The sequence below is a fragment of the Chloroflexota bacterium genome (assembly GCA_035652535.1).
Classification (GTDB): domain Bacteria; phylum Chloroflexota; class UBA6077; order UBA6077; family SHYK01; genus DASRDP01.
The window spans coordinates 23,520-44,908 of the sequence record DASRDP010000001.1 but is presented as its reverse complement, the minus strand read 5'-3'; the positions used below and the strand labels follow the sequence as shown (position 1 = coordinate 44,908).

General features: G+C 64.3%; 24 protein-coding genes, 1 tRNA gene and 1 pseudogene. 10 read left to right on the top strand and 16 right to left on the bottom strand.

The annotated features are described in order from the left end of the window. The first annotated feature begins 10 nt into the window (after positions 1-10). The 3 genes from VFC51_00235 to VFC51_00225 all read left to right on the top strand — a co-directional run bounded on the left by VFC51_00235 (position 11) and on the right by VFC51_00225 (position 1,751). The gene (locus tag VFC51_00235; protein HZT05432.1) at positions 11-250 is read left to right on the top strand and encodes an acyl carrier protein; all 240 of its coding nucleotides are present in this window, start codon (positions 11-13) and stop codon (positions 248-250) included. A 106-nt stretch (positions 251-356) separates the two neighbouring features. Continuing rightward, on the top strand, positions 357-1,064 hold the full coding sequence (gene tatC / locus VFC51_00230) for a twin-arginine translocase subunit TatC (protein HZT05431.1): 708 nt from the start codon (positions 357-359) through the stop codon (positions 1,062-1,064). Between the two features lie 69 nt (positions 1,065-1,133). Continuing rightward, positions 1,134-1,751 carry a nitroreductase gene (locus VFC51_00225; GenBank protein HZT05430.1) on the top strand — a complete coding sequence of 206 codons (618 nt, stop codon included), beginning with the start codon at positions 1,134-1,136 and terminating at the stop codon, positions 1,749-1,751. 72 nt (positions 1,752-1,823) lie between these two features. Here VFC51_00225 and clpX read toward each other — a convergent pair whose 3' ends face one another. From clpX to VFC51_00205, 4 genes are all read right to left on the bottom strand, one after another. Further along, the gene (clpX, locus tag VFC51_00220; protein ID HZT05429.1) at positions 1,824-3,104 is read right to left on the bottom strand and encodes an ATP-dependent Clp protease ATP-binding subunit ClpX; all 1,281 of its coding nucleotides are present in this window, start codon (positions 3,102-3,104) and stop codon (positions 1,824-1,826) included. 28 nt (positions 3,105-3,132) lie between these two features. Further along, complete coding sequence (locus VFC51_00215) at positions 3,133-3,831, bottom strand: ATP-dependent Clp protease proteolytic subunit (GenBank protein ID HZT05428.1); 699 nt, start codon at positions 3,829-3,831, stop codon at positions 3,133-3,135. Beyond that, complete coding sequence (tig, locus tag VFC51_00210) at positions 3,828-5,153, bottom strand: trigger factor (protein HZT05427.1); 1,326 nt, start codon at positions 5,151-5,153, stop codon at positions 3,828-3,830. Before tig ends, VFC51_00215 begins: the two co-directional genes overlap by 4 nt. Positions 5,154-5,268: 115 nt before the next feature. Further along, positions 5,269-5,343, bottom strand: a tRNA-Gly gene (locus tag VFC51_00205). A gap of 281 nt (positions 5,344-5,624) precedes the next feature. On the opposite strand from VFC51_00205, the gene VFC51_00200 reads away from it, so the two are divergent. Continuing rightward, positions 5,625-6,131, top strand: coding sequence for an NUDIX hydrolase (locus tag VFC51_00200; protein ID HZT05426.1), 507 nt, complete (start codon positions 5,625-5,627; stop codon positions 6,129-6,131). On the opposite strand, the gene VFC51_00195 is transcribed toward VFC51_00200, so the two are convergent. Together VFC51_00195 and VFC51_00190 are read right to left on the bottom strand one after the other, a co-directional pair. After that, a complete protein-coding gene (locus tag VFC51_00195; GenBank protein ID HZT05425.1) occupies positions 6,117-6,470 on the bottom strand; it encodes an XdhC family protein in 354 nt (117 codons plus the stop codon). The genes VFC51_00200 and VFC51_00195 overlap by 15 nt on opposite strands. Further along, positions 6,454-7,302 carry an XdhC/CoxI family protein gene (locus VFC51_00190; protein ID HZT05424.1) on the bottom strand — a complete coding sequence of 283 codons (849 nt, stop codon included), beginning with the start codon at positions 7,300-7,302 and terminating at the stop codon, positions 6,454-6,456. Before VFC51_00190 ends, VFC51_00195 begins: the two co-directional genes overlap by 17 nt. Positions 7,303-7,577: 275 nt before the next feature. Between VFC51_00190 and VFC51_00185 the strand changes: the two genes are divergently transcribed. Then, entirely contained in the window at positions 7,578-7,997 is a 420-nt protein-coding gene (locus VFC51_00185) for an SH3 domain-containing protein (protein HZT05423.1), read from the top strand. Positions 7,998-8,025: 28 nt separating this feature from the next. On the opposite strand, the gene VFC51_00180 is transcribed toward VFC51_00185, so the two are convergent. Together VFC51_00180 and VFC51_00175 are read right to left on the bottom strand one after the other, a co-directional pair. After that, positions 8,026-9,003: a polyprenyl synthetase family protein gene (locus VFC51_00180; protein HZT05422.1), complete on the bottom strand. Its 978-nt coding sequence runs from the start codon at positions 9,001-9,003 to the stop codon at positions 8,026-8,028. Then, positions 8,996-9,799: a TatD family hydrolase gene (locus tag VFC51_00175; GenBank protein ID HZT05421.1), complete on the bottom strand. Its 804-nt coding sequence runs from the start codon at positions 9,797-9,799 to the stop codon at positions 8,996-8,998. Before VFC51_00175 ends, VFC51_00180 begins: the two co-directional genes overlap by 8 nt. On the opposite strand from VFC51_00175, the gene VFC51_00170 reads away from it, so the two are divergent. Together VFC51_00170 and VFC51_00165 are read left to right on the top strand one after the other, a co-directional pair. Beyond that, the gene (locus VFC51_00170; GenBank protein ID HZT05420.1) at positions 9,776-10,789 is read left to right on the top strand and encodes a glycosyltransferase family 2 protein; all 1,014 of its coding nucleotides are present in this window, start codon (positions 9,776-9,778) and stop codon (positions 10,787-10,789) included. The genes VFC51_00175 and VFC51_00170 overlap by 24 nt on opposite strands. After that, the gene (locus tag VFC51_00165) at positions 10,786-11,571 is read left to right on the top strand and encodes a glycosyltransferase family 2 protein (GenBank protein HZT05419.1); all 786 of its coding nucleotides are present in this window, start codon (positions 10,786-10,788) and stop codon (positions 11,569-11,571) included. Before VFC51_00170 ends, VFC51_00165 begins: the two co-directional genes overlap by 4 nt. A gap of 31 nt (positions 11,572-11,602) precedes the next feature. Here VFC51_00165 and VFC51_00160 read toward each other — a convergent pair whose 3' ends face one another. Further along, positions 11,603-12,691: a hypothetical protein gene (locus VFC51_00160; GenBank protein ID HZT05418.1), complete on the bottom strand. Its 1,089-nt coding sequence runs from the start codon at positions 12,689-12,691 to the stop codon at positions 11,603-11,605. 75 nt (positions 12,692-12,766) lie between these two features. On the opposite strand from VFC51_00160, the gene VFC51_00155 reads away from it, so the two are divergent. The 3 genes and pseudogenes from VFC51_00155 to VFC51_00145 all read left to right on the top strand — a co-directional run bounded on the left by VFC51_00155 (position 12,767) and on the right by VFC51_00145 (position 14,686). Further along, complete coding sequence (locus VFC51_00155) at positions 12,767-13,966, top strand: aminopeptidase P family N-terminal domain-containing protein (GenBank protein ID HZT05417.1); 1,200 nt, start codon at positions 12,767-12,769, stop codon at positions 13,964-13,966. 21 nt (positions 13,967-13,987) lie between these two features. Continuing rightward, on the top strand, positions 13,988-14,443 hold the full coding sequence (locus VFC51_00150; protein ID HZT05416.1) for a thioredoxin family protein: 456 nt from the start codon (positions 13,988-13,990) through the stop codon (positions 14,441-14,443). Positions 14,444-14,455: 12 nt separating this feature from the next. Continuing rightward, positions 14,456-14,686: pseudogene (locus VFC51_00145) on the top strand (thioredoxin family protein). Between the two features lie 255 nt (positions 14,687-14,941). On the opposite strand, the gene VFC51_00140 reads toward VFC51_00145, so the two are convergent. The 7 genes from VFC51_00140 to VFC51_00110 form a co-directional block, all read right to left on the bottom strand. Continuing rightward, complete coding sequence (locus tag VFC51_00140) at positions 14,942-16,114, bottom strand: cysteine desulfurase family protein (protein ID HZT05415.1); 1,173 nt, start codon at positions 16,112-16,114, stop codon at positions 14,942-14,944. A 63-nt stretch (positions 16,115-16,177) separates the two neighbouring features. Beyond that, positions 16,178-16,774 carry a metallophosphoesterase family protein gene (locus VFC51_00135; GenBank protein HZT05414.1) on the bottom strand — a complete coding sequence of 199 codons (597 nt, stop codon included), beginning with the start codon at positions 16,772-16,774 and terminating at the stop codon, positions 16,178-16,180. Between the two features lie 21 nt (positions 16,775-16,795). Then, positions 16,796-17,815, bottom strand: coding sequence for an ArsA family ATPase (locus VFC51_00130; GenBank protein HZT05413.1), 1,020 nt, complete (start codon positions 17,813-17,815; stop codon positions 16,796-16,798). Next, a complete protein-coding gene (locus tag VFC51_00125) occupies positions 17,805-18,782 on the bottom strand; it encodes a TRC40/GET3/ArsA family transport-energizing ATPase (GenBank protein ID HZT05412.1) in 978 nt (325 codons plus the stop codon). Before VFC51_00125 ends, VFC51_00130 begins: the two co-directional genes overlap by 11 nt. Positions 18,783-18,865: 83 nt before the next feature. Next, positions 18,866-19,144 carry a hypothetical protein gene (locus tag VFC51_00120; protein ID HZT05411.1) on the bottom strand — a complete coding sequence of 93 codons (279 nt, stop codon included), beginning with the start codon at positions 19,142-19,144 and terminating at the stop codon, positions 18,866-18,868. Between the two features lie 13 nt (positions 19,145-19,157). Beyond that, the gene (locus VFC51_00115; protein HZT05410.1) at positions 19,158-19,433 is read right to left on the bottom strand and encodes a hypothetical protein; all 276 of its coding nucleotides are present in this window, start codon (positions 19,431-19,433) and stop codon (positions 19,158-19,160) included. Positions 19,434-19,453: 20 nt separating this feature from the next. Further along, the gene (locus tag VFC51_00110; GenBank protein HZT05409.1) at positions 19,454-21,256 is read right to left on the bottom strand and encodes a carbon starvation CstA family protein; all 1,803 of its coding nucleotides are present in this window, start codon (positions 21,254-21,256) and stop codon (positions 19,454-19,456) included. Between the last annotated feature and the right edge of the window lie 133 nt (positions 21,257-21,389).

Below are 21,389 nucleotides of genomic sequence, written 5' to 3'. Positions count from 1 at the left end.
TCGAATGGCCATGGCGAATAGTGCGGACGAGCGTCTTCGCAAGATCATTGCCGAGCAGCTTGGAGTGTCCGAGGACGAGGTGGTGCCCGACGCGTCGTTCATCGACGATCTCAACGCAGATTCGCTGGAGATGGTCGACCTCATCATCTCGCTCGAAGAAGAGTTCGGCATCCAGGTCTCAGACGAGGACGCGGAGAAGATCAAGACCGTCAAAGACGCTATGGACTACCTTCACGACCACCTCGACTGACCTCAGATGATCGGTATCAGAGCGCGGTTCCGGCCGGCTCTGACGCCAGCTCCACCGGCTGACGCCCTCCACGGTTCGCGAGACACAGCTGCGGAGCGCCGCCCAGATGGGTGAGGCGTTTCAGGACCGCGAGATGACCATATTCGAGCATCTCGCCGAGCTGCGTCGTCGCATCATCATCGCCGGTCTGGCCGTGCTCGTCGGAATGGCGATCGCGGCGGTGTTTCTCACCTGGCCGGTCATTGACCTACTGACGCGGCCGTCGGACGTTCACCTCCAGGTCCTTCGACCCACCGAGACCTTCAGCGTGTATATGAAGGTTGCGCTCGTGACCGGTGCCGCGCTCGCGATGCCCATCATCGTGTGGCAGGCCTTACTGTTCGTCCTGCCGGCCCTTCATCAGCACGAGCGCCGTTTCCTCTTGTTTGCCGTTCCAGGCGTCAGCCTGTCTTTTTGTCTGGGGCTGGTCTTCGGGTTCTTCGTCGTGATCCCGGCGGCGGTTCGCTTTCTCGCCGGGTTCGGCTCCGGGTACGTCCAGGTGACGTGGAGCTTCGAGGAGTACGTCTCGTTTGTCTCGACGTTCCTCTTCTGGGTCGGCGTTGTATTCGAGACGCCGCTGCTGATGTTTAGCCTCGCGAAGCTGGGGGTGGTGGACGCCGAGCAGCTCGGCCGTTACTGGAAGTATGCGCTGCTGGCGGCCTTCGTTATCGGCGCGATCATCACCCCCACCCCGGATCCGTTCAATCAGACAATCGTCTCCGTCCCGATCTTTCTCCTCTACGAGCTTGGGATTATCCTGGCGCGATTCGCCTGACAAGCCGCAGAGAAGCGAGCCGAGCAGGCCGTGTAGAATACTCGCGAATTCTTCGATATGGTGGATGAGATGGCGACGGCAACACCTCGAGTGCAGGACGAGCGCCCGCTCGAAGATGCGCTTCAGGCCATCCGCACGCGCCGTGCGGTCAAGGAATATCTCGACACGCCGATCCCGAAGGAGTGGATCGAGGAGCTCATCGACGCGGCCCACTGGGCGCCGAATCACCACCTGACCCACCCGTGGCGCTTCCACGTCTTCACCGGACCGGGGCGGGAACGGCTCGTCTCGGCTCGGCAGGCCGCCGTCACCGCGGCCGCGGAGCGAAAAGGTGAACAGGTGAGCGAAGAGGCGCTGGATTTCGCGCGCAAGAAGTGCTATTCGGCGCCCGCGATCATCATCGTCTCCATGGTCGGGGACGAGAATCCGATCATGGACCGGGAGAACTACGCGGCCTGCTGGTGCGCCATCGAGAACCTCCTGATCGCCGCAACCGCGCGCGGCCTCGGCAGCTACCCCAGCACCGGGGACTGGATCGACTACAACTTCGTCGGACCCGTCCTTGGGCTGACCGAGAAGGAGCGCCCGGTCGCGTGCATCTTCCTCGGCTATTCGGATCAGGAGACGATGGGGAAGCGGCTACCCGCGGAGCGCCACACGCACTGGTACACGACAGCTGCCAGCTGACGGGTACGGTCGGATACGGAAAGGCCCGGGCGACCGCCCGGGCCTTTGTGTATTCACAACTCACGCGAACCCTCAGGCCGATGCGTCGTTTACCTTGTTCGTCTCGATGACCCGATCGTTTCGCGTCAACAGAATCGGTGACTTTCCCTGAATGATCGTGTCCGCATTGATGACGCACTTCTTCACGTCGCCGCGCGAGGGAATCTCGTACATCACGTCGAGCAGCACCTCCTCGATCAGCGTACGGAGGCCACGGGCGCCGGTGCGATAGCTCAACGCCCGTTCCGCCGCGGCCTCGAGCGCGTCCTCGGTGAAGACGAGCTCGACCTTGTCGAGGGCCAGGAACTTCGCGTACTGCTTCGTCAGCGCATTCTTCGGCTCGATGAGGATGCGCATGAGCGCCTCTTTGTCCAGCTGTTCGAGGCTCACGACGACGGGGAGTCGGCCGACGAATTCCGGAATCAGCCCGTACTTCAAGAGATCGTCGGAGGTGAGCTGGCGGAGCAAGATCGCGGCGTCATCCGCGACCTTCGGGGTCGCCTGGAATCCGAGGCTTCGCTTGGCCCCAAGGCGGCTCGCGACGACGGAGTCAAGATTTTCGAACGCGCCGCCACAGATGAACAAAATGTTCGTGGTGTTGATCTGGATGAAGTCCTGGTGCGGATGCTTTCGACCGCCCTGGGGCGGCACGTTGGCAACGGTGCCTTCAAGGATCTTCAGGAGCGCTTGCTGAACGCCTTCGCCCGAGACGTCGCGGGTGATGGACGGGTTATCCGCCTTACGGGCGATCTTGTCGATCTCGTCGATATAGACGATGCCACGCTCTGCCCGCGATACGTCGAAGTCTGCGGACTGAATAAGTCGGAGCAGGATGTTTTCCACATCCTCGCCAACGTATCCGGCCTCGGTCAGGGCGGTCGCGTCGGCGATGCAGAACGGGACGTCCAGGATTTTGGCGAGGGTCTGGGCGAGCAGTGTCTTACCGGAGCCGGTCGGGCCAACCATGAGGATGTTGCTCTTCTGGAGCTCGACGTCGTCGATCTCCATGCCAGCATTGACCCGCTTGTAGTGGTTGTAGACCGCGACGGACAGGACCTTCTTGGCGCGGTCCTGTCCGATAACGTACTGGTTCAGCTGGTCGTAGATCTTCTTCGGAGTCGGCAGCTTCGAGGCTGGGAGCTTGGACCTCGTGGCCGGCGCATTCTCCTCACTGATGATCTCGCGACACAGCTCGACGCATTCGTCGCAGATGTAGACCGAGCCGGGGCCCGCGATGAGCCGTCGCACCTGATCTTGGCTCTTTCCACAAAACGAGCAATGGTATGGGCCGCGACTCCCGCGAGTGGTAACCATGGTCCCCCCAAATGGGCTCCTGATGCGCCTAGCTGGTCGCGCTCGCCGGCTCCTCGGTGGACGTCTGGCCCGTTCCATCCGATGTGGCTTTGGCGCTCCCCTCCGGTAAATCGGGAGCGCCGGTCTTTGCCCGGCCGATGATTTGGTCGATGATTCCGTATTCCAGTGCCTGTTCCGGCGTCATGAAGAAATCGCGATCGGAGTCACGAATAATGCGCTCCATCGGCTGTCCGGTGTGCTGATGAAGAATGTCGCGTATCCGCGTCTGGAGCCGAAGGATCTCGCGCGCGCGAATCTCGATGTCCGCGGCGGTTCCTTCGAACCCACCGGCAGCCTGGTGCAGCATGACCGTTGCGTTGGGAAGCGCGAATCGCTTACCCGGCGCGCCACCGACCAAGAGCACTGCACCCATGCTCGCGGCCATCCCGATACAGATCGTCGACACGTCCGGCCGAATGAGCTGCATCGTGTCATAGATTGCGAGACCCGCCGTGATGACACCGCCGGGGGAGTGAATGTAGAGCACGATATCCCGATCGGGATCTTCCCGCTCGAGGAAAAGGAGCTGGGCGATGATGAGATTTGCGACGTGATCGTCGATCGGGGTGCCAAGGAATACGATGCGCTCCTTCAGCAGGAGCGAGTAAATGTCGTAGGCTCGCTCGCCCCGGTTGGTGCTTTCGACGACCATCGGGACGAGCACATTGCTCGGTCGGCTCGTGGTCACGCTCGATCCCCCTCTTCCTCGGGATCGCCGGCTGGAACTGGTGCAGACTCGCGCACCGCATGGTCCACTAGCCATTGTACCGCTCTGGATTCGCGCAGGGTCGAGCGAACGCGATCACGGATCTCTGCCGACCGAAGAGCGCGCGCGATGGCGCGGTCGTCGGCCCCGTCCGCGCTCAAGACCGCGCGGACTCCCGCATCTACGTCCTCGTCAGAAACGTCGAGCTGCTGCGCGCTCGCTATGGATCGCAGCACCAAGTCTCGTCGCAGCGTGCGCTCGCTTTCGGCGCGCACCTCAGAACGGAGATCGTCCTCGCTCATGCGGCGAAAACGTGCGTATTGTTCGATTGTGAGCCCGCGGCTGTCAAGATCGCGTCCGAGGCGGTCCCAGGATCGGTGGGCGTGATAGTCGATGAGCTTGTCGGAAAGCTCCACGGTCGCCATCGCTACCGCTTCGTCGACGATCTCATCCCGGAGGGAGCGCTCAGCCGTCGCCTCTGCCCGTTCTCGAAGCTGCCGCTCGACATCGGCCCGCAGCTCGCCGAGGTCTTTATACGTTCCGACGGTAGCTGCGAAATAGTCGTCCAGTTCGGGCAGATCCTTCGCCTTCACGTCTTTGACCGTGACGGTGAAATCGATCTCTTTCCCCGCGAGCTTCTCTGCCATGTCCTCGCTCGGCACCGCCAGCCGAAATTCGCGCGTCTCACCAGCGGTGGCACCGACTAACTTCTCCGCAAATCCCGGTATGGGCGTGCTGCCCTCTAGATCGAGAACGTAATCTACGTCCTCCTGTGACACGACTTCTTCGCCATTTGCATAACCGGATACGTCAATCGTCACGCGATCACCGGCGGCGGCAGCCTGATCAGTTGGCACCCACTCGGCGTGGCGCTCCCGTAACTGCTGCAGGACCCCGGCGATCTCGTCCTCTGAGACGGTGACGGACGTCGGCTCCCGCTTGATCGATTCGTAGGCACCGAGCGCAACGTTGGGCTGAACCAGCACCGTTGCCTTGGCACGAAACGGGCTGAGACTCTCGACGTCGAATTCTGGCTCCGAGATCGCCTGGATGTTCGTTTCACGCAGCGCTTCTTCGTAGACCTCTGGCAAGAGCTGGTTGAGAGCTTCCTGCATCAGGGATTCGCGACCAATCACGCGTTCGACGAGAGGTCTCGGAGCCTTTCCACGCCGAAACCCCGCGATGTCGACGCGGTTCGCCACCCGTCGATACGCGGCATCCATCGCGCGCTCGACCCGCGCGTCCTCCACCTCGAAGGAAAGGGCGATCTCGCCTTGATCCAGTTGTTCGGTTTCGACCTTCATCGCTATTCCAGTGAGCAGCTCGACACTGCAGCGCGACTGACGTGCGGGCTCGATTTGGGAAATGGACGAACAAAAAGGGCTCAGTCTAGAGCAGACGAGCCCCGCGCCGGTGCACTGGAGCGGAAGACGGGATTCGAACCCGCGACCCTCACCTTGGCAAGGTGATGCTCTACCGCTGAGCCACTTCCGCGCATGGTTTCCGCACCATTGTACAGAAGCGAACCGGGAGCCGCCAATGAATCCAACGCCAACTCGCGACCGGCGAACAGGTTCGCGCGGCCGTACGAGCTACCAAGGCAACATCCCATTGCGGTACGCCACGCACCGTGGCTATGATAGCCGTAGCGAGCTGCCAATGTGCCGTGAATGGAACGTGTTGCGCGCAGCAATGCTTTCAGTCGGCAAGCGTCGCGCGGGCGCGAAGTCGCAAGAGACTTTCCATCGAACGCTATTCGCGCCCGGAGGTCGCGCATGAAATTCTGTCCCCACTGCGCAGCGCCCCTCGACCTGCAATTCATCGCCGGCCTTGACCGTCCTCACTGCGCAAGCTGCGGGTTCATCCACTACGAAGACCCCAAGCTCGTGGCGGTGAGCGTTATTGCCATCGATCAGAAGCTCGTCTTGGGTCGCCGCGCCATCAATCCTGGACGGGGTTTCTGGTCTTTCCCGTCCGGTTACGTGAACCGGGGGGAATCGGTCGAGGCCGCGGCCGTACGAGAGGTCCGCGAGGAGACACAGCTCATCGTGGAGGTGGACCGGCTCCTCGGGCTCTACTCGGAGACCAGCAATCCGGTCGTCCTGGCCGTCTATGTCGCCCATGCTGTCGGTGGCTGTCTGGCCGCGGGCGACGAGGTTACCGAGGTCGGGTTGTTTCGGCCATCGGCCCTGCCGGATCTGGCTTTTCCCAGTGATCGCCGCATCCTGCGGGATTGGCACGAATTCGTGGGAATGCCATTTCCCGCGTCAATTTCTGGGTGACTCGTCCACCGGTAGGCGCGGCTCGATAAAGACGTCCATGATGCCGCCGCAGACGTCGCCGCTCTCCTCCGCTTCATCCGCCGTCAGATCAACGTGGAACAGTGTGGGCTCACCGGACTCCATCGCCCTGAGCGTTTCCTGAAGCACGTCCGCCTCCCCACAGCCGCCGCCCACGGTACCGGCGAACAGCCCATCTTCGAACACCAGCATCTTGGTTCCCACTTTGCGGGGCGTCGAGCCTCGCGTGCGCACGACCGTCACCATTGCAACCCGCTCGCCTCGCGCAATCCGTTCGTTCGCTTGGTCCAGCAGCCACGCAAGATCACCCGTCGGAGACATTTCTCCCTCCCTGTCCGATGGCAATCGGTCGACCCTTTTGGGAAAGGGGGACGCCAGTCCCGCCGCGTCGCACTGCGACGACCTCGGCGATGATCGACAGCGCGATCTCCTCAGGCGTCTCCGATCCGACATCGAGTCCGATCGGCGCCCGCACGCTGCCCAAGACGTCATGGTCGTACCCCTCGGCCGCAAGGGTTCGGAGCACGGTTTGGACCCGGCGCCGGCTGCCGATCATCCCGAGATACGCGGTCGGCCTGCCAAGAATGAGGCGCAGCGATTCTTCGTCGTACGTATGGGCACGAGTAATGATCACGACAAATGTCGACCGATTGATCGGATAATCCCGAAGCGTTTCTCCGAAGCCCGCGGCAATTACGCGGTCGGCATCCGGAAAGCGTTCTCGATTAGCGAACTTCTCGCGGTCGTCCACAACGACGACTTCAAACCCGAGCTGACTTCCGAATCGGGCGAGCGGTACGGCAATGTGACCGGCCCCGACGACCAAGAGCTGCGGACGAGGCTCGATGATCTCGTGAAAGACCTCGACCTCCTCCTGCTCGGTCTCAACTCCAAATCGGTACGCCACAACCTCGCTTTTTCGCGATTCGAGGTGGCGGCGCGCGTCGCGAATGACCGCCTCGTCCAGCTCTGCGCTCCCCAGCGTCCCGACTACGGCGCCTTCGTCTTCGACCAGGAGCTTCGCCGCGAGCGGGACCCTCGCTCTACTCGAGGTCGCGACGACGGTCGCGACGTCCGCGATTCGTCGTTCCCGCACAACGCGCTGGAGAGCGCTCGAGACGTCGAGCCCGGGTCTGATGGCGCCGTTGTGCATATCCGCTCCCCAGATCCTTGCCGCGGGCCCCACACGAGCCCCGATCGAATTCTACCCTCCAGATCAGGGCCTTCGATCGTTCGGACGCGGTTGCGAAACGATACAATTTCGGGTGGATCACCGCTGACAGGTTGAGACGAGCAATGGTGCTTTGCCCAGGCTGCGGAGGGCGAAACGACCCGGCCGCGCACGAATGCGAGTGGTGCGGCCGGCTATTCGTGGCCGAACGCCGCCAGTTCAATACGCGATGGATTGCACCGGCCGGAGCGGCAACGTTGCTGGTCCTCGTTCTCACCGTTATCACGTTCGGCCTGCTCGGCAGCCGGTTCACCGCCCGCACCCCTGCCGACGTTCCCATTGTCGTCCAGCAGGACGTGGATGTACCCGACGATGACGAATCCGCGTTCGCGATGGTAGATCCGACATCGACGGCAACCGTGGCCGCCACTCCGACCGAGAATGGTCGGGCCGAATTCGTCCGGATCGCAAACACCGGCGGGACCGGCGCGTTCATTCGACGCGAGGCCCGAGCGGGATCACCGGGCATCGTCGCCTACCGCGACGGCACCGTTCTACGCATCGTCGGGCCGGACGCAAACAGCGACGGACGCGCATGGCGCCAGGTGGAAGATCGCCAGGGAAACCGTGGATGGACTCCGCGGGAGTACCTCGAGCCGAGCGCGACTGGCTTCTAGTCCATGCGCACCCCAGGGCACGCGCCGCTCAGCTCGGCCGATCGATGACCGTGCGCGTCAGCTCCCACAGCAGCTCGCGGTGGGAGCCCTTTGGCAGCGCTTCCAGCTCCGCTGCCGCCTCGTCGCACAGATGCCGCGCTTCGGCATAGGCTCGGCGGACCGCGTTGCTCTCTCGAGCGCGGTCCGCGATCTGCTCGATCGCTTGCTCCTTCGCGCCGTCGTCGGAAAACGCTTGCCGCAATAGATCCTCGGCGATCTCATCCCGGAGATAGATGACCGGTAGGGTTACGAGCCCTTGCCGCAAGTCACTCCCCACGGGCTTTCCCATCGCGGACTCGTCGCCCACCAGGTCCAGCACGTCGTCGACGATTTGAAAGGCGAGGCCGAGCAGGCGGCCGTACCGCCGGAGGGCCTCGGTCTGCGCGAGCGAGGCCTCGCCCAGGATCGCACCCGCGTGGCAGGCCAGGACGAAGAGCGCCGCGGTCTTGGCATCGATCGTTCGGTAGTAGCTATCGCGATCGATCTCCTGCCGTTCGTCGCCGATTCGCGCACACTCATCGATCTGGCCCGCGCAGAGGGTCATGACCGACTCAGCGAAGAGGCGCATGATGCGCAAGTTGTTCGTCTCGCTCGCCGTCGCCGCCGCCTGGGCGAAGAGGTAGTCGCCAGCCAGCAAGGCAACCGAGTTGCCCACGAGGCTGTAGAGCGCTGGGGCGCCGCGTCGCAAGCTCGGCTGGTCGACCACGTCGTCGTGGATCAGCGTGGCCGTATGGAGATACTCCACCGCCGCTGCCATCGAATGGAGGCTCGCCGTCGCGTCGCGAAAGAGACGCCCACAGGCAATGGTGAGTGCGGGCCGAATCCGCTTGCCGGGCGCCAGCATGACGTGCCGAAGAGCGTCGCGGAGGATCGGCGGCTCGATGTCCGTGACCCGCTCGATGCGCTCCTCCACCGCCAGGAGGTCCGCTTCGATCGGCGTGAACAGTCGAAGCGCAGAGCTATGCAATTGCGGCCGCACCGATCCGGGCGAAGATGCGACGCGCGTTCCGCGTCGTTCCCTCCTCGATCTCGGCCAAGGGCACAGAGCGTATCGCGGCCACCCGCTCCGCAACTTCCCGGACGCGAGCCGGTTCGTTTCGCTGTCCGCGATACGGCGCGGGCGCCAGGTAGGGCGAATCGGTCTCGACCAGCAGCGCCTCAGCCGGGGCTTCGCGCACCAGGTCCGCCATGAACGCCAGCGACTTATTCTGGAAAGTCACCATTCCCGAAAACGAGACGGCGAATCCCGCGTCGACACAGGATTGCATCATGGTTCGACTCCCGCAGAAGGAGTGGAGAACACCCCGTTGCCGCGGGAGTGGTTGCGCGTGCGCCCAATCGAGGAGCGATCTCGTCAAATCTTCGTCGGATTCTCGGTTGTGGATTACGATGGGGAGGGCCATCGTCGACGCCAGATCGAGGTGCCACCGCAGGGCCGCTTGCTGCGCCGCGACAGGTGTGAACGTCCGGTAGTAATCCAAGCCCGTTTCTCCGATGGCGACGACGCGTTCGTGTTGAGCGAGCTTCTCGACGGTGCGCTGCCAGTCAGACCGTTCGCCGGCCACCGAGTTTGGGTGTACACCCACCGTCGCGAAGATTCGTGGGTCGGCTTCGGCGAGTTCGATCGCTCGACGGCTCGTCGCCACGTCATAGCCAACGCAGATGATGCGCGCAACGCCCGCCAACTGTGCGCTCGCAAGAACCGTCGGCAGGTCGTCAACGAACTCGGGTGCGCTCAGATGGGCATGCGTATCAATCAACATCGAGCAGATCCGCTGGATTCTAGCATCTCCCCCTTGCTACCATCGCCGATTGTGAGGGACCCTTCCGATCCGCGGGTCGAGGAGCGGCCGACCGTCTCAGTCATTGTCGTGACGTATCAATCCGAAGGTTACGTCGGTCGCTGCCTGGCCTCCATTCGCGCGCATGCGGGCATGCCCGTCGAGACGCTGGTGGTAGACAACGCGTCGACGGACGCGACCGTCGCGGAAGCGCGCCGCTTCTCTCTTGCCACAAGCGTCATTACCCTGCCCGCGAACCGCGGGTTCGCCGCGGCGGTCAACGTTGCCGCGCCCCGCGCCACGGGTGAATTCCTCCTGCTCCTCAACCCCGACGCGGAGCTCCTCCACGGCGCGCTGCCACGACTCGTCGCGCTGACGCGGCGCTGCCCAACGGTGGCGGCAGCCGGACCCCAGTTTCTTTTCCCGGACGGCTCGCCGCAGGATTCCGCTTTCACCTACCCAACCCTCCTCATGACGTGGCTCGAGTTCTTTCCCCGTCCGGCGCGCCTTCTGCGCACGCGCCTGAACGGGCGGCTCGCCTCGACTGACGGCCGCCCAATTCGGGTCGACCACCCGCTCGGCGCCTGCATGCTGATCCGACGCGCCGCATGGGACGATGTCGGGCCCCTCGATGAGGCGTTCTTCCTTTACTGCGAGGAGGTCGACTGGTGCGTCCGGGCGAAGAAGCGCGGATGGGTTGTCGCGCACGTTCCCGACGCGGCGGTCGTCCATCACGGCGGACGCAGCGCCGCGCGCGCTCGGGCGGACAGCATCGTCCATCTGTACGCCAGCCGCGCCCGGCTCCATCGCAAGCACCGTTCGCCGATGTTCCGGGCGGCCGCTCGGTTCATCACCACCCTGGGCCTCGCCCACGTGCGGCGCCAGCTGCGGCGCGACCGGACTTCGGCCACCGACGCAGACCGGGATGCGCGCATCGCTGGAATTGAGCGTACGCTCCACCAGGTGCGATGAGCGGCCGAGCAACCGACGCGCCCCACCCGTCCATCACTGCGTGCGTCATCGCTCGCAACGAAGCGAAGAACCTTCGCGAGGGACTTCCGGGCCTCCGATGGGCAGACGAAGTGCTGGTCCTCGTCGACGCGGCCACGACGGACGAATCGATGGCGGTGGCTACCCCCCTCGCCGATCGAGTCGAACAGGCTCCGTTTCGCTCATTCTCCGACTTCCGAAACCGCGCGCTCGCGCTGGCCTCGGGGACCTGGGTCTTCTTCGTCGATGCGGACGAGCGCGTCTCGAGCGCGCTGGCCGCGGAGATCAGAGAGGCCACCTCTGGTCGCGGTTTGTCGACCAATGAGCCCCAGCCCACTGGCTACTGGATACCGAGACACAACGTCATTCTCGGCAGACTGGTCCGCGGCGGCGGGTGGTGGCCGGACTACCAGCTCCGCCTGCTGCGACGCGGCGCCGCGACGTACGACCCAGCCCGCGCTGTCCACGAGACGGTGCTGCTGAACGGCCCGTCCGACTACCTCGACGAGCCGCTCCTTCACCTCAACTACACCTCGATCGGACAAATCATCCACAAGCAGCGCCGTTACGCGGAGCTGGAGGCGGAATCGCTGCGGACCGCCGGCGCCCGCCCGCGTGTGCGCGCTCTCGTCGCGGCGCCGATCCGCGAGTTCTGGCGCCGGTACGTCGTGCTCGCCGGCTGGACCGACGGCCCGATCGGGCTTCTCCTCAGCGTTGTTCTCGCGTATTACGCCTTCAAGACGGTCCTGATCGCCCGACGGTAAGCGGACGGCAGGTCCCGCGCGCGCAGCGGGCTCATCGCGCCGCCTTGCGGGCAACGAGGCCGCGAAGCTCTTCGATGGTTGTGACCTGCCCCACCTCGCCCAAAAAATCCGCGAGGGTCCCGCTGCGATCTCGGATGGCGCGCACGGAGTCGACGATCTCGGTCGTTGCGGACGGCCCCTCCGCGTAGTTGCCGAAAAACGCGAAGTACGCCTGGTTGAGACGGCGAATCCGATACCCCTGGCTCACCAGAAGGAGCCGCTGCTCCTCCATATACGCCTCCGCTCGGTCCACCTCGTGCTCCGCGAGGAGGACATCGACTCTTTGGCGGATCGCTCGCATGCGCGCAGTGAAGGCGCGATCTCTGGCTTGCGACTCCTCCGTCTTGGTCCCGATGCCGGCGTTCCGATCAAGGGCATCGCCGATCTCGGCACCAACGATATCTGCCGTCGTCTCATTGATGGCCCGAGCGCTTGGCGAGGAGCCATACGCCTGACCGAGCCTGGTGAAGAAGAGCGCCGTGTGCGTCCACTCGTGCGCAGCCGTCTGGAGGATGGCAGCCGGGGACGTATCGACCGGAATCAGGGTCGGATAGGTGGCGATGGCAATGCGGTCTACCACCAGCGCCGACACCCCGAGGTCTTCGACGGCCTTCTCGAGGACGGGCGCGACGGTGGACGGCGTACCGCCCTCGAGGAGGGCCCAGTAGCTTTCGCGAATCTCATCGCGCGGCGAGACCACGAGCAGTTGGAGCGGCTGGGTCAGGGCGAGGGTGACTGGCGGCACGACGACACGGCCAAGTGACGGCGCGCCGTGGCGGCGCAGCTCGAAAGCGACGACGCCGGCTACGAGCGAAGACACGCGACGATCGCCGCCCACCGGTCCCGCCCGGGCACTCTGGAGCAGGGCACGAACGTCCGCGACGACGGACTGATCGTCGGAGGGATGAAAGAGCTGATTGGCGATCTCTCCCGCGCCCTCGGCGAGATGTTCGGCCTCCCAGCCGACGGCTCCCCAGCGATACGGCGCCGCCAGTTGGGCGATGCGCACACCGGTCAGATCCGGGCTACTCCCGACAAGGGTCGCGAGGCACACGAGGCCAAGGATTACGAAGCGCTGCATCCGTGGATGGGTCCAAACGTTTGCATGGGGGTCGATAGCGCGCGACGGCTGTGCGCTCGGATAATAGCGCCACATATGGACCTAGCGGGTTTGGGCGACTACCAGGTCGAGGGATTCACGCTCGCCGAGCGCGATCGTCGATGGCAGACGGTGCGCACGCTCATGGCGGAGGCTGGAATCGACGTGTTGATCGTTCCCACCGAAGACGATAGCCGATACCTGACACAGATGGCTTTCGACATTGGCCCGGCGATCGTCGCGCCGGATGGCCCGGTCACGGCGCTGACCAGTAGAGGTCGCGTGGGCAGCGCAGCAATCGCCTGGACGCCGGACATCCGGGTGGTGAGCCGACGATGGATCGCCGGCATCGTCGAACGCCTGGAAGAGCTCGAAGCCGACCGAAAGATCATCGGCATCGTCGGGCTCGATCCAACGGTGGGCGAACCCGATGGCCGATTCAATTACCAGACCCTCGTGACGCTCCGCGAGGTCTTTTCGCATGCCCGCTGGGTTGGCGCGACCGGCCTCATGGAGGAGGCGCGCTTCATCAAGAGCCCGGAGGAGATCCACGCCCTCGAGCGGGCCGCCGCCGTCTCCGATGCGGCCCTCATTGCCGCGTGCGCCCATCTCGCACGCGGCGCCTCGGATCGTGAGATCGCCGCGCGGGCGGTACAGGCGGCCATCGAAGCCGGCGGCGATCTCACGACGACGATCGAGGTAGCGCTCCGGGGCTGGACGGACGTCGGCGCGTCGTCGCCTATCCCGATCGGACGTACCGCCGGGGAGGACAGCACGCTCGTGGTCCGAGCGGAAGGCCGCTACCTTGGCTACCGCTCCCGAGGCGTTCAGATGGCAGCCGTCGCGCCGCCCCCACCGAGCTGGATGGACGGGGCGACCGCGTGCGCCGACGCGTGGTATCGCGCCTTCGACCGGGTACGCAGCGACCGGACGATTCGTGAGGTTCAGGCAGCAGGGGAGGCCGCGAGCGCGGGCGGGATTCGAACCGGCGTGGTCATTCGCGGCCAGGGGATCGGCGATGATTTCCCGGGCCCCGGTTCGGTTCGCGCCCGCGACGACCCGCGGCTCGGCCGCCCGCTGGCGCCGGGCGCCTGCTTTTCCATAACTGCCCGGGCGCAATGGCGAGACCGACTCGGGCCACATCTCGTCCGCTGGGGAGATACCGTCGTCGTATCTGCGGCAGGCCCTCGGCGGCTCGGCAGTCGAGACGTCCGAATTTTCATCGGGCCGAGGCCTACCGAATCTCAATCCTGCTAGAATTGCCGGGACGGAGGAGCGATGGCTTTCATCAGCGACAAAGATCGAGCGAGCATCGCGAAGATGTTCGAGGAGAACCTCGGCAATCCTGTGCGGCTGATCCTTTTCACCATCCCTCCGTCGCCGCTGTTTATCCCTGGACGTCCGTCGTGCGAAACCTGCAAGGATGTGCAGCAGCTCATCGAAGAGATCGCCAGCCTGTCGGACAAGCTGACGCTGGAGATTCACAATCTCGAGCGGGAGCGGGAAGTCGCCGAACGGTACGGCATAACGCGCGTGCCAGCGCTACTGGTCGCCTCGGGCGACGAAGGGCGCGTCCGCTACTTCGGAGCCCCCGCGGGCTACGAATTCTCGACGCTGATTCAGGACATCCAGGCCGTGTCGAAGCACCAGACCGCACTTTCCCAGGCGACACGCGACGCCCTGGCGGCCATCGACGAGCCGATCCACCTGCAGGTATTTGTCACACCCACCTGACCGCACTGTCCGAGAGTGGCCAGTTTGGCCCACCAGATGGCGATCGAGTTCGACCACGTGACCGCGGACGTGATCGAGGCGAATGAATTTCCCGAGCTGTCTCGCGAATACAACGTGACCGGAGTTCCCAAGACGATCATCAACGACAAGGTTACGTTCGTCGGCGCTGTGCCCGAGCAGAGCTTCGTCGCCGCCATCCAGAAAGCGGCCGGAATCGATCCGGACGACGACCGGGGAAGCTAGCCCGCGCCACCGGCTCCGTTCGAGGCTTCCGCGCCGCCTCCGTCCGTCAGCCTGAAGGTTCTCGCAAGCCACAGATGCTTCGCTTCGCGCAGCATGACAGGCGCCTCCGCTTGTCCTCGTCCGCTCGCCCGGATCCCTTCGGCTTCGCGCAGCATGACAGGCGCCTCCGCCTGTCCTCGTCCGCTCGCCCCGAGCCCTTCGGCTTCGCGCAAGACAGGCCTATCGGAGGGGGCGGGCCCTTGAACGGGCTCCTCGTCAGCCCACCGACATCCGGCGAGCGGCGCGGGCTCGATCGATCACTCCAGGGAGCACGGACACGACGCGGTTCACATCGTCCATCGTGTTCTCCATCCCGAGCGTAAGCCGAAGACTTCCGCCCCCCAGCTCGTCGTCCAGATCGATCGCCTTTAGGACGTGCGACACTTCAAGGGTACCGGACGTGCACGCGCTTCCCGCGGATGCCGCGATCCCCTCGGCGTCAAGCGCCATGAGGATCGCCTCCGCATCGGCGCCACGGAACGCGAAGCTCGCGTTGTTTGCAAGCCTTTCCGTCGGGTGGCCAGTGACCACGACGTCGTCGACGTTGCGCCGAACACCCTCGATGAGCGCGTCGCGGAGCACCTGACAGTGGCTGGCGTACGCGACGCGTCCTTCCTGCGCGAGCTCGAGCGCCGTGGCGATCCCCACGATGCCCGCCGTGTTCTCGGTGCCCGAGCGCAGGCCCCGCTCCTGCCCTCCCCCCTGCTGTTGGGGAAGGATCGGTGTGCCGCGACGGATGAACAGCAGCCCGGCGCCCTTGGGTCCCTGGAACTTGTGCGCGGAGAGGGATAGGAGATCGACACCAAGCCGGTCGACGTTCAAGTCGAGACTGGCAGCTCCCTGAACGGCGTCCGTGTGGACGGGCACCCTCGACTGGTGCGCCACGGCCGCGATCTCGGCTATCGGCTCAATGGTCCCGATTTCGTTGTTGGCTAGCATCACGGAGACCAGAACGGTGTCCGGCCGAATGGCGCGTCCAACCGCGTCCGGGTCCACGCGCCCGTATCCGTCGACGGGGACGTAGGTGATTTCGTATCCGAAATATCGCTCGAGGTATTCACACGTGTGGAGGACGGCGTGGTGCTCCACGGCCGACGTGATGATGTGGCGGCCGCGTTCGCGCGTGGCGAAGGCGACCCCCTTAATCGCCAGGTTGTTGCTCTCGCTGCCGCAGCTCGTGAACACGACTTCCGCGGCTCGACAGCCCAGAAGCGACGCGCACGTGTCGCGCGCACGGTCGATGGCCCGTCGGGAGTCGCGAGCGAGGGCGTAGGAGCCCGAGGGGTTTCCATATCGCTCAACGAAGTAGGGCAGCATCGCCTCGAGCACTCGGGTGTCCACGGCCGTCGTCGCGGCGTGGTCGAGATAGACAGACGTCGGTTCCTTCACCGTCTCACACCCATTCAGAGTCGCACCACGAGTATAGCAGTCGACTTTTCGGGCCAGAATGGGTCACCGCCCCATCCCAACGAGCCAGACATCCCCGGCCACGTCGTCGTAGCGCACGATCGACGGCGGTCCCTTTCCCGGAAGCGGGAGCCCTACACAGCCGACGTTCACCACGTACAGGGCGCCGAGTCGCAGCTCGACGCGGCATTCGGCAATCTGCTGAACGGCTGCTCCGTCGACGCGCCACACGCGTGCGTGGTGGGTATGGCCGAAAAACCACAGGCGCGCGCCGCGCTCCTCCATGGCCGTGACCGCGCGACGAAACCCATCGCCGATCGCGCGCGTGTTGAGGGTACGGTGGAGCCGCGGGTCACCGTGAGACACGACAAAGTCGGCCGCGCTGGCCTCGTTCGGCCACGACTGCACCACCGCCTGCAGCTCAGGCCGAACGCGCCCCAGATAATCTCGGTCGCGGTTGCCAACAACGGCAATGTCCGCGCGGTCGATGACCCATTCCACGCAGCTCTCCGGGTCACCGCGGCCGATAACGTCGCCAAGACACGCGATCCGTTCCACGCGGTGGTCCGCACACCACGCGTCTGCGCGACGCAGCGCCTTCGCGTTCCCGTGGATGTCGGACACGAATGCCCAGATCGTCATCGGCGCGGCTGGGCCAGGTGGCTAGTCGTGAGCCATCAGGGACTGGGAGAGTCGGCCGAGCATAGCGATCCCGCGCACCTCAGTCTCAAACAACGGAACGACTGCCCGAACAGAGTCCCCGAACTTCTCGGCGATCGTCTCCATGTGCTCATTCTGCATCGCGACGCGATTCCGCACGAATTCCGCCGCGTCAGCGGATACGGACGCGCCGTCGATGAGCATGTTGACGACCACGCCGCCGACTGGAATGCCGAATTCCTCGAACCATCCGATGAACCGCGTAATGACGGCGATGGGCAGGGCCTCGGGCAACGTCACAAAGAAGAACGCGGTCTTCGCCGGGTCGGTCAACAGGGCCCGCGCATGCGCCATCCTGTCCCGAAAGCCGAGGAGATACTCGAGGAGCGGGTCCTCCTCCTTCTTCTTGGTGAACGAGAGCATCTCCCGGAGGCTGCGCGCCTCCTCACGCGAACGCAGCATCTTGTCGACCCACAGCGTATAGACCTTCGACATTCCCAGTAGGCGCCGTGCATTGGCGGTCGGGGCCGTATCGAACACATAGGCATCGTATTCGTCGCGAAACATGAGGTCGATCATGTTTTCGAACATTGCGGATTCTTCGAAGGCAGGGTTCATCGTGGCGGACTCCACGAACTCATCCGCGCGCGTCGAGATCTCCGCGAATTTCAGGAACCACTGGATCTTCTCTTTGATCTCCGTCTTCGAACGTTCGATGGTCTCCTTCGTGTCGATCTCATACGCCCAGAGGTTCTCCGAACCCTCGACCAGGCTGGGCCGACCGAAGACGTCCTGGCCGAGGAGGCTGGACAGAGAATGGACGGGATTCGTGGAGCAGAGCATCGTCCGCTTGCCGCTCGCCGCGAGCCAGAGCGCGAGGGCGCCCGCCATCGCCGTCTTCCCGACGCCACCTTTCCCACCGAAGAACACGTATTTCACCGGATTGCGCGTCAGAAATGCCGCCATCGACTCCGCGATGAGCGGCGCCGTCGCCTCGCGGACATTCCCAGGGTCAGTCGCCATACATCATGCCCGCCAGCCGATCGATCATTGCGAGCCCCGTCACGTCGCGTTCCATCTCCGGGACTTCTGCCAGCACCTGCGACCCGAACCCGGTGCGAATGCCGTCGAGATACCCCTTTTGCATGCCGATGCGGTTGCGCAGATACGCGGGGATTTCCCCACGCAAGAGATGCTCCGGCACCACGCGATTCACGACGTAGCCTGCGATGGGCACGTCGAACTTCGCGAACAGCTCGGCCGCCTTCCGCGTGTCCAGGATGGCCATCTCTTCGGGAATGATCACGAAGAAGAAAGCCGTCTTCTGGCGGTCAGTAAGGATCTGGGCCGAGGTGCTGATGCGACCTTTGATGTACTGCAGCTCGCCGAGGATCTGGTCCTCCTCGAGCACCTTCTGCCGCTTCATGACCGAAGCCACCTTCTCGTACTCGCGCATCTCCTCCCGAAGCTTGGTGATCTTGCTGATCCACTCGTCGTAGATCTTCGCCATCGACAGATAGTAGAGGGCGTGGCCGAGGGGGACGAGATCGTAGATGTAGTAGTCGTACTCGCCGGAGACCACGATGTCGACGACGGCGTCGAAGATCGCGCTCTCCTCCATCGCCGGCTCCGCGGCCGCCGCCTGGATGTACTGTTCGATCTCCTCGGGGACGGAATCGAAGCCGTACATGTCGAGGATCTTCTGTCTGATCTCGTCCTGGTACTCGCGGATGCGACGGTCGGCGTCGATCTCCTGGGCCCAAAGGTTGGGCATGATGGGCACCGCGCCCTTTCCGAAGAGGTCTTGCTGGAAGATGTCCGAGAGGCTCGCCTGCGGATCGACCGAGAAGATCAGGACTCGCTTGCCCTGTTTGGCGAGCCAGTAGCCCGTCGCAGCGGAGAAGGTCGTCTTCCCGAGTCCGCCCTTCCCACCGAACATGATGTACCGGCGATCCGGGTGCCGCTCGAACGCGTCTCGCAGGCGTCTCACCTGCCCCTGTTCAGCCACCGTTTGGGAAGACCAGTCGATCGGAGCGAGCTGGCGGCACAGATGAGCACAACGGCGGACGCCGGCTACGACAGGGCATCCGTCATGTCCTTCTCGCGCAGCATTCGGCGCTTCCAGGTGGCGACCTGCGGAACGACGTAGGGCAGGAGCCGCATCGAGTAATACGGCGGGAGGATCGGCACGCCGAGCAGGTCCCCCATCGTCGTCAAGATGAAGAGGTGCTCCATGCTCGCGCGCGTCCGGATGGCCTGCCGCGCCATGTCGTGGGAGGCCATGCCGTACACGACTTCTTTGAACCCGCGGAGGAAACCTCGGAGTCCTTTCGGCTCACTCTCGGGCTCCATCGCGCAAACCTCCTTACATCTCGATCAGATCGAATTCTTCTTTGTCCAGCGGGTGCCTCTCCCGCAGCACGCTCCGCTTCCATGCATCGAGGTCCCTCGCGATGTAAGGAAGCAGCCGCAACGCGTACGTCGGCGGCATGACGGGCACCCCGATCACGTCCCCGAAGCACATCAGCATGAGCAAGACGTTCAGCTCGCTGCGCATGTGCGCGGCCTCGCGGGCGAATTCGTAACCCGCCATGCCGAAAAGGAACTCGCCGATGGCGCGACGCAGCCGCTGTACGTTCACGACCGGTCGCCCCACACCCTCTATGAAGCGGGCGCGGCCGCCCGGACGACCGGCTGTGCCCGATAGCGACGGAACGCCTGCCAACCGTCGTACCCGATCACGAGCGCCGCACCGACGAGAAGCAGCGCAACGACGATCATCAGCCCGGACCCGATGACGGGGATGATTCGGCCCGGCTGGCCAACGTTGGCGACGAACACCGTGACATAGAGGTTATAGGCGGTGACCAGGTTGGCCGCAACGGTGGTGACGTACATGAACAGCATCGGAATTCCGACCCACGCCGCCTTGCGTCCGATAGACACGAGCCACACCGTGACCACCAGCAGCGAGAGCGACGCCATGAGCTGGTTGGCGCCCCCGAAGAGCTGCCAGAGGTAGATCCACGTCCCGGTCATGACCAAGAAGAACGCCAGCGCGAGCGACACGATCGTGGAAACGTGGATGTTTCGGAGGGCCGGCCACGCATCGCCGAGCCACTCGGCCAAGGTGACCCGCATGATTCGGAAGACGAGCTGGGTGACCACGAGGACGATGACGACGAAGGCGGCGAACGCCAGCGCGCGCCCGTACTCCAGCGGAATGCCGAACACATTCATGAAGCTGGCCAGGCCGTTTGCGAAGGCGCCCGCGCCTCCTCCACCGCCAACGCTTACGGCGAGGAGCGCGAGGAGGCCGAGCAGGAACTCCATGAACATCGATCCGCCGCCAACTGGGAGCGCGTCGGTCTCGTACTCGAGCTGCCGCGCCGTCCCCACGGATCCGAACAGGGCGTGCCAGCCGGAAATTGCGCCGCACGCGATCGTTACGAACAACATGGGCCAGATGGGCTGGAGCGCCCCACCGACCCCGGTGTCCCAACCCTTAAACGCAGCGAGCTTGAGCATGGCCACGTCGGGCTTGAGGAACAGCGCCAGGGCAGCCCCGGCCAGACCGAGCAGCATCGCCGTCGCCGTGATCCAGAAGCCGATGTAGACGACCGGCTGGGCCCAGCGCCAGATAGGAAGCACGGACCCAAAGTAACAGAATGCCAGAATGAAGAGCGCCCAGAAGATGAAGCTGGGCAGGATCTGCCTGTCAGCCCCGACGATGAGCCCGGTCTTCGGATCGGCCACCGTGGGATCGAAATACTGCACGACGGGCTGGCCTCCGGTGATGGCGTTGATCGCGCCGTCCAATCCATCCTTGAAGAAGCCAGCGCTGGCCGGGCCGAGCAGGATCGCGGCAAACGTGACGCCGACGGTGATCAGGCTTGCGGCGATCAACGGCACGCGCCACCGATACAGCATCTGGCCCAGGAGCAGGCCCATGAGCATGAGCACGATGATGCCGAGCGGCGCCTGAGATTGGGAGTTCATGACGTCAGCTAGGATCCCGCCGAAGGCGCCGCCGATGAGCAGCAGGTAGAAGAAGATGAAAATGAACAGGATGATGCGGGTGCGTGGAGCGATGAGCCGATGGGCGATCGCGCTCAGGCTGTTCCCCTCGTTTCGGATCGAGACGACGATGGCCGTGTAGTCCGACACCCAGCCGATGAAGACGACTCCGAGCACGAGCCAGATGATGGCCGGAAGCCAGCCCCACAGATTCGCCGCGGTGATCGCGCCAACGATAGGCCCGGCCGCGGCAATAGATTTGAAGTGGTAGCCAAAGAGCACATTCCGGCTCGTTGGCACGAAGTCAACGCCGTCCGTGTACAGCCGAGCCGGAGTCATCCGCTTGGGATCCGATTGGATCACCTCGCGGTCGATTCTGCGCGCGTACTGGTTGTAGCCCAGGTAGCTTGCGACAAGTCCGATGACGACGGCGAAAAACGTGTTCATCTGACTCCCTCCCTGAGGTACGCGAGCCTACTCTAGCAGAGAATCCGGGGCACGGCAACGCGCCATCCGTGACAAGAAGCGGCACGCTGCGTACCATACGGGCGCCGATGCGCGCTGAAGGTCCGCAGGCGCG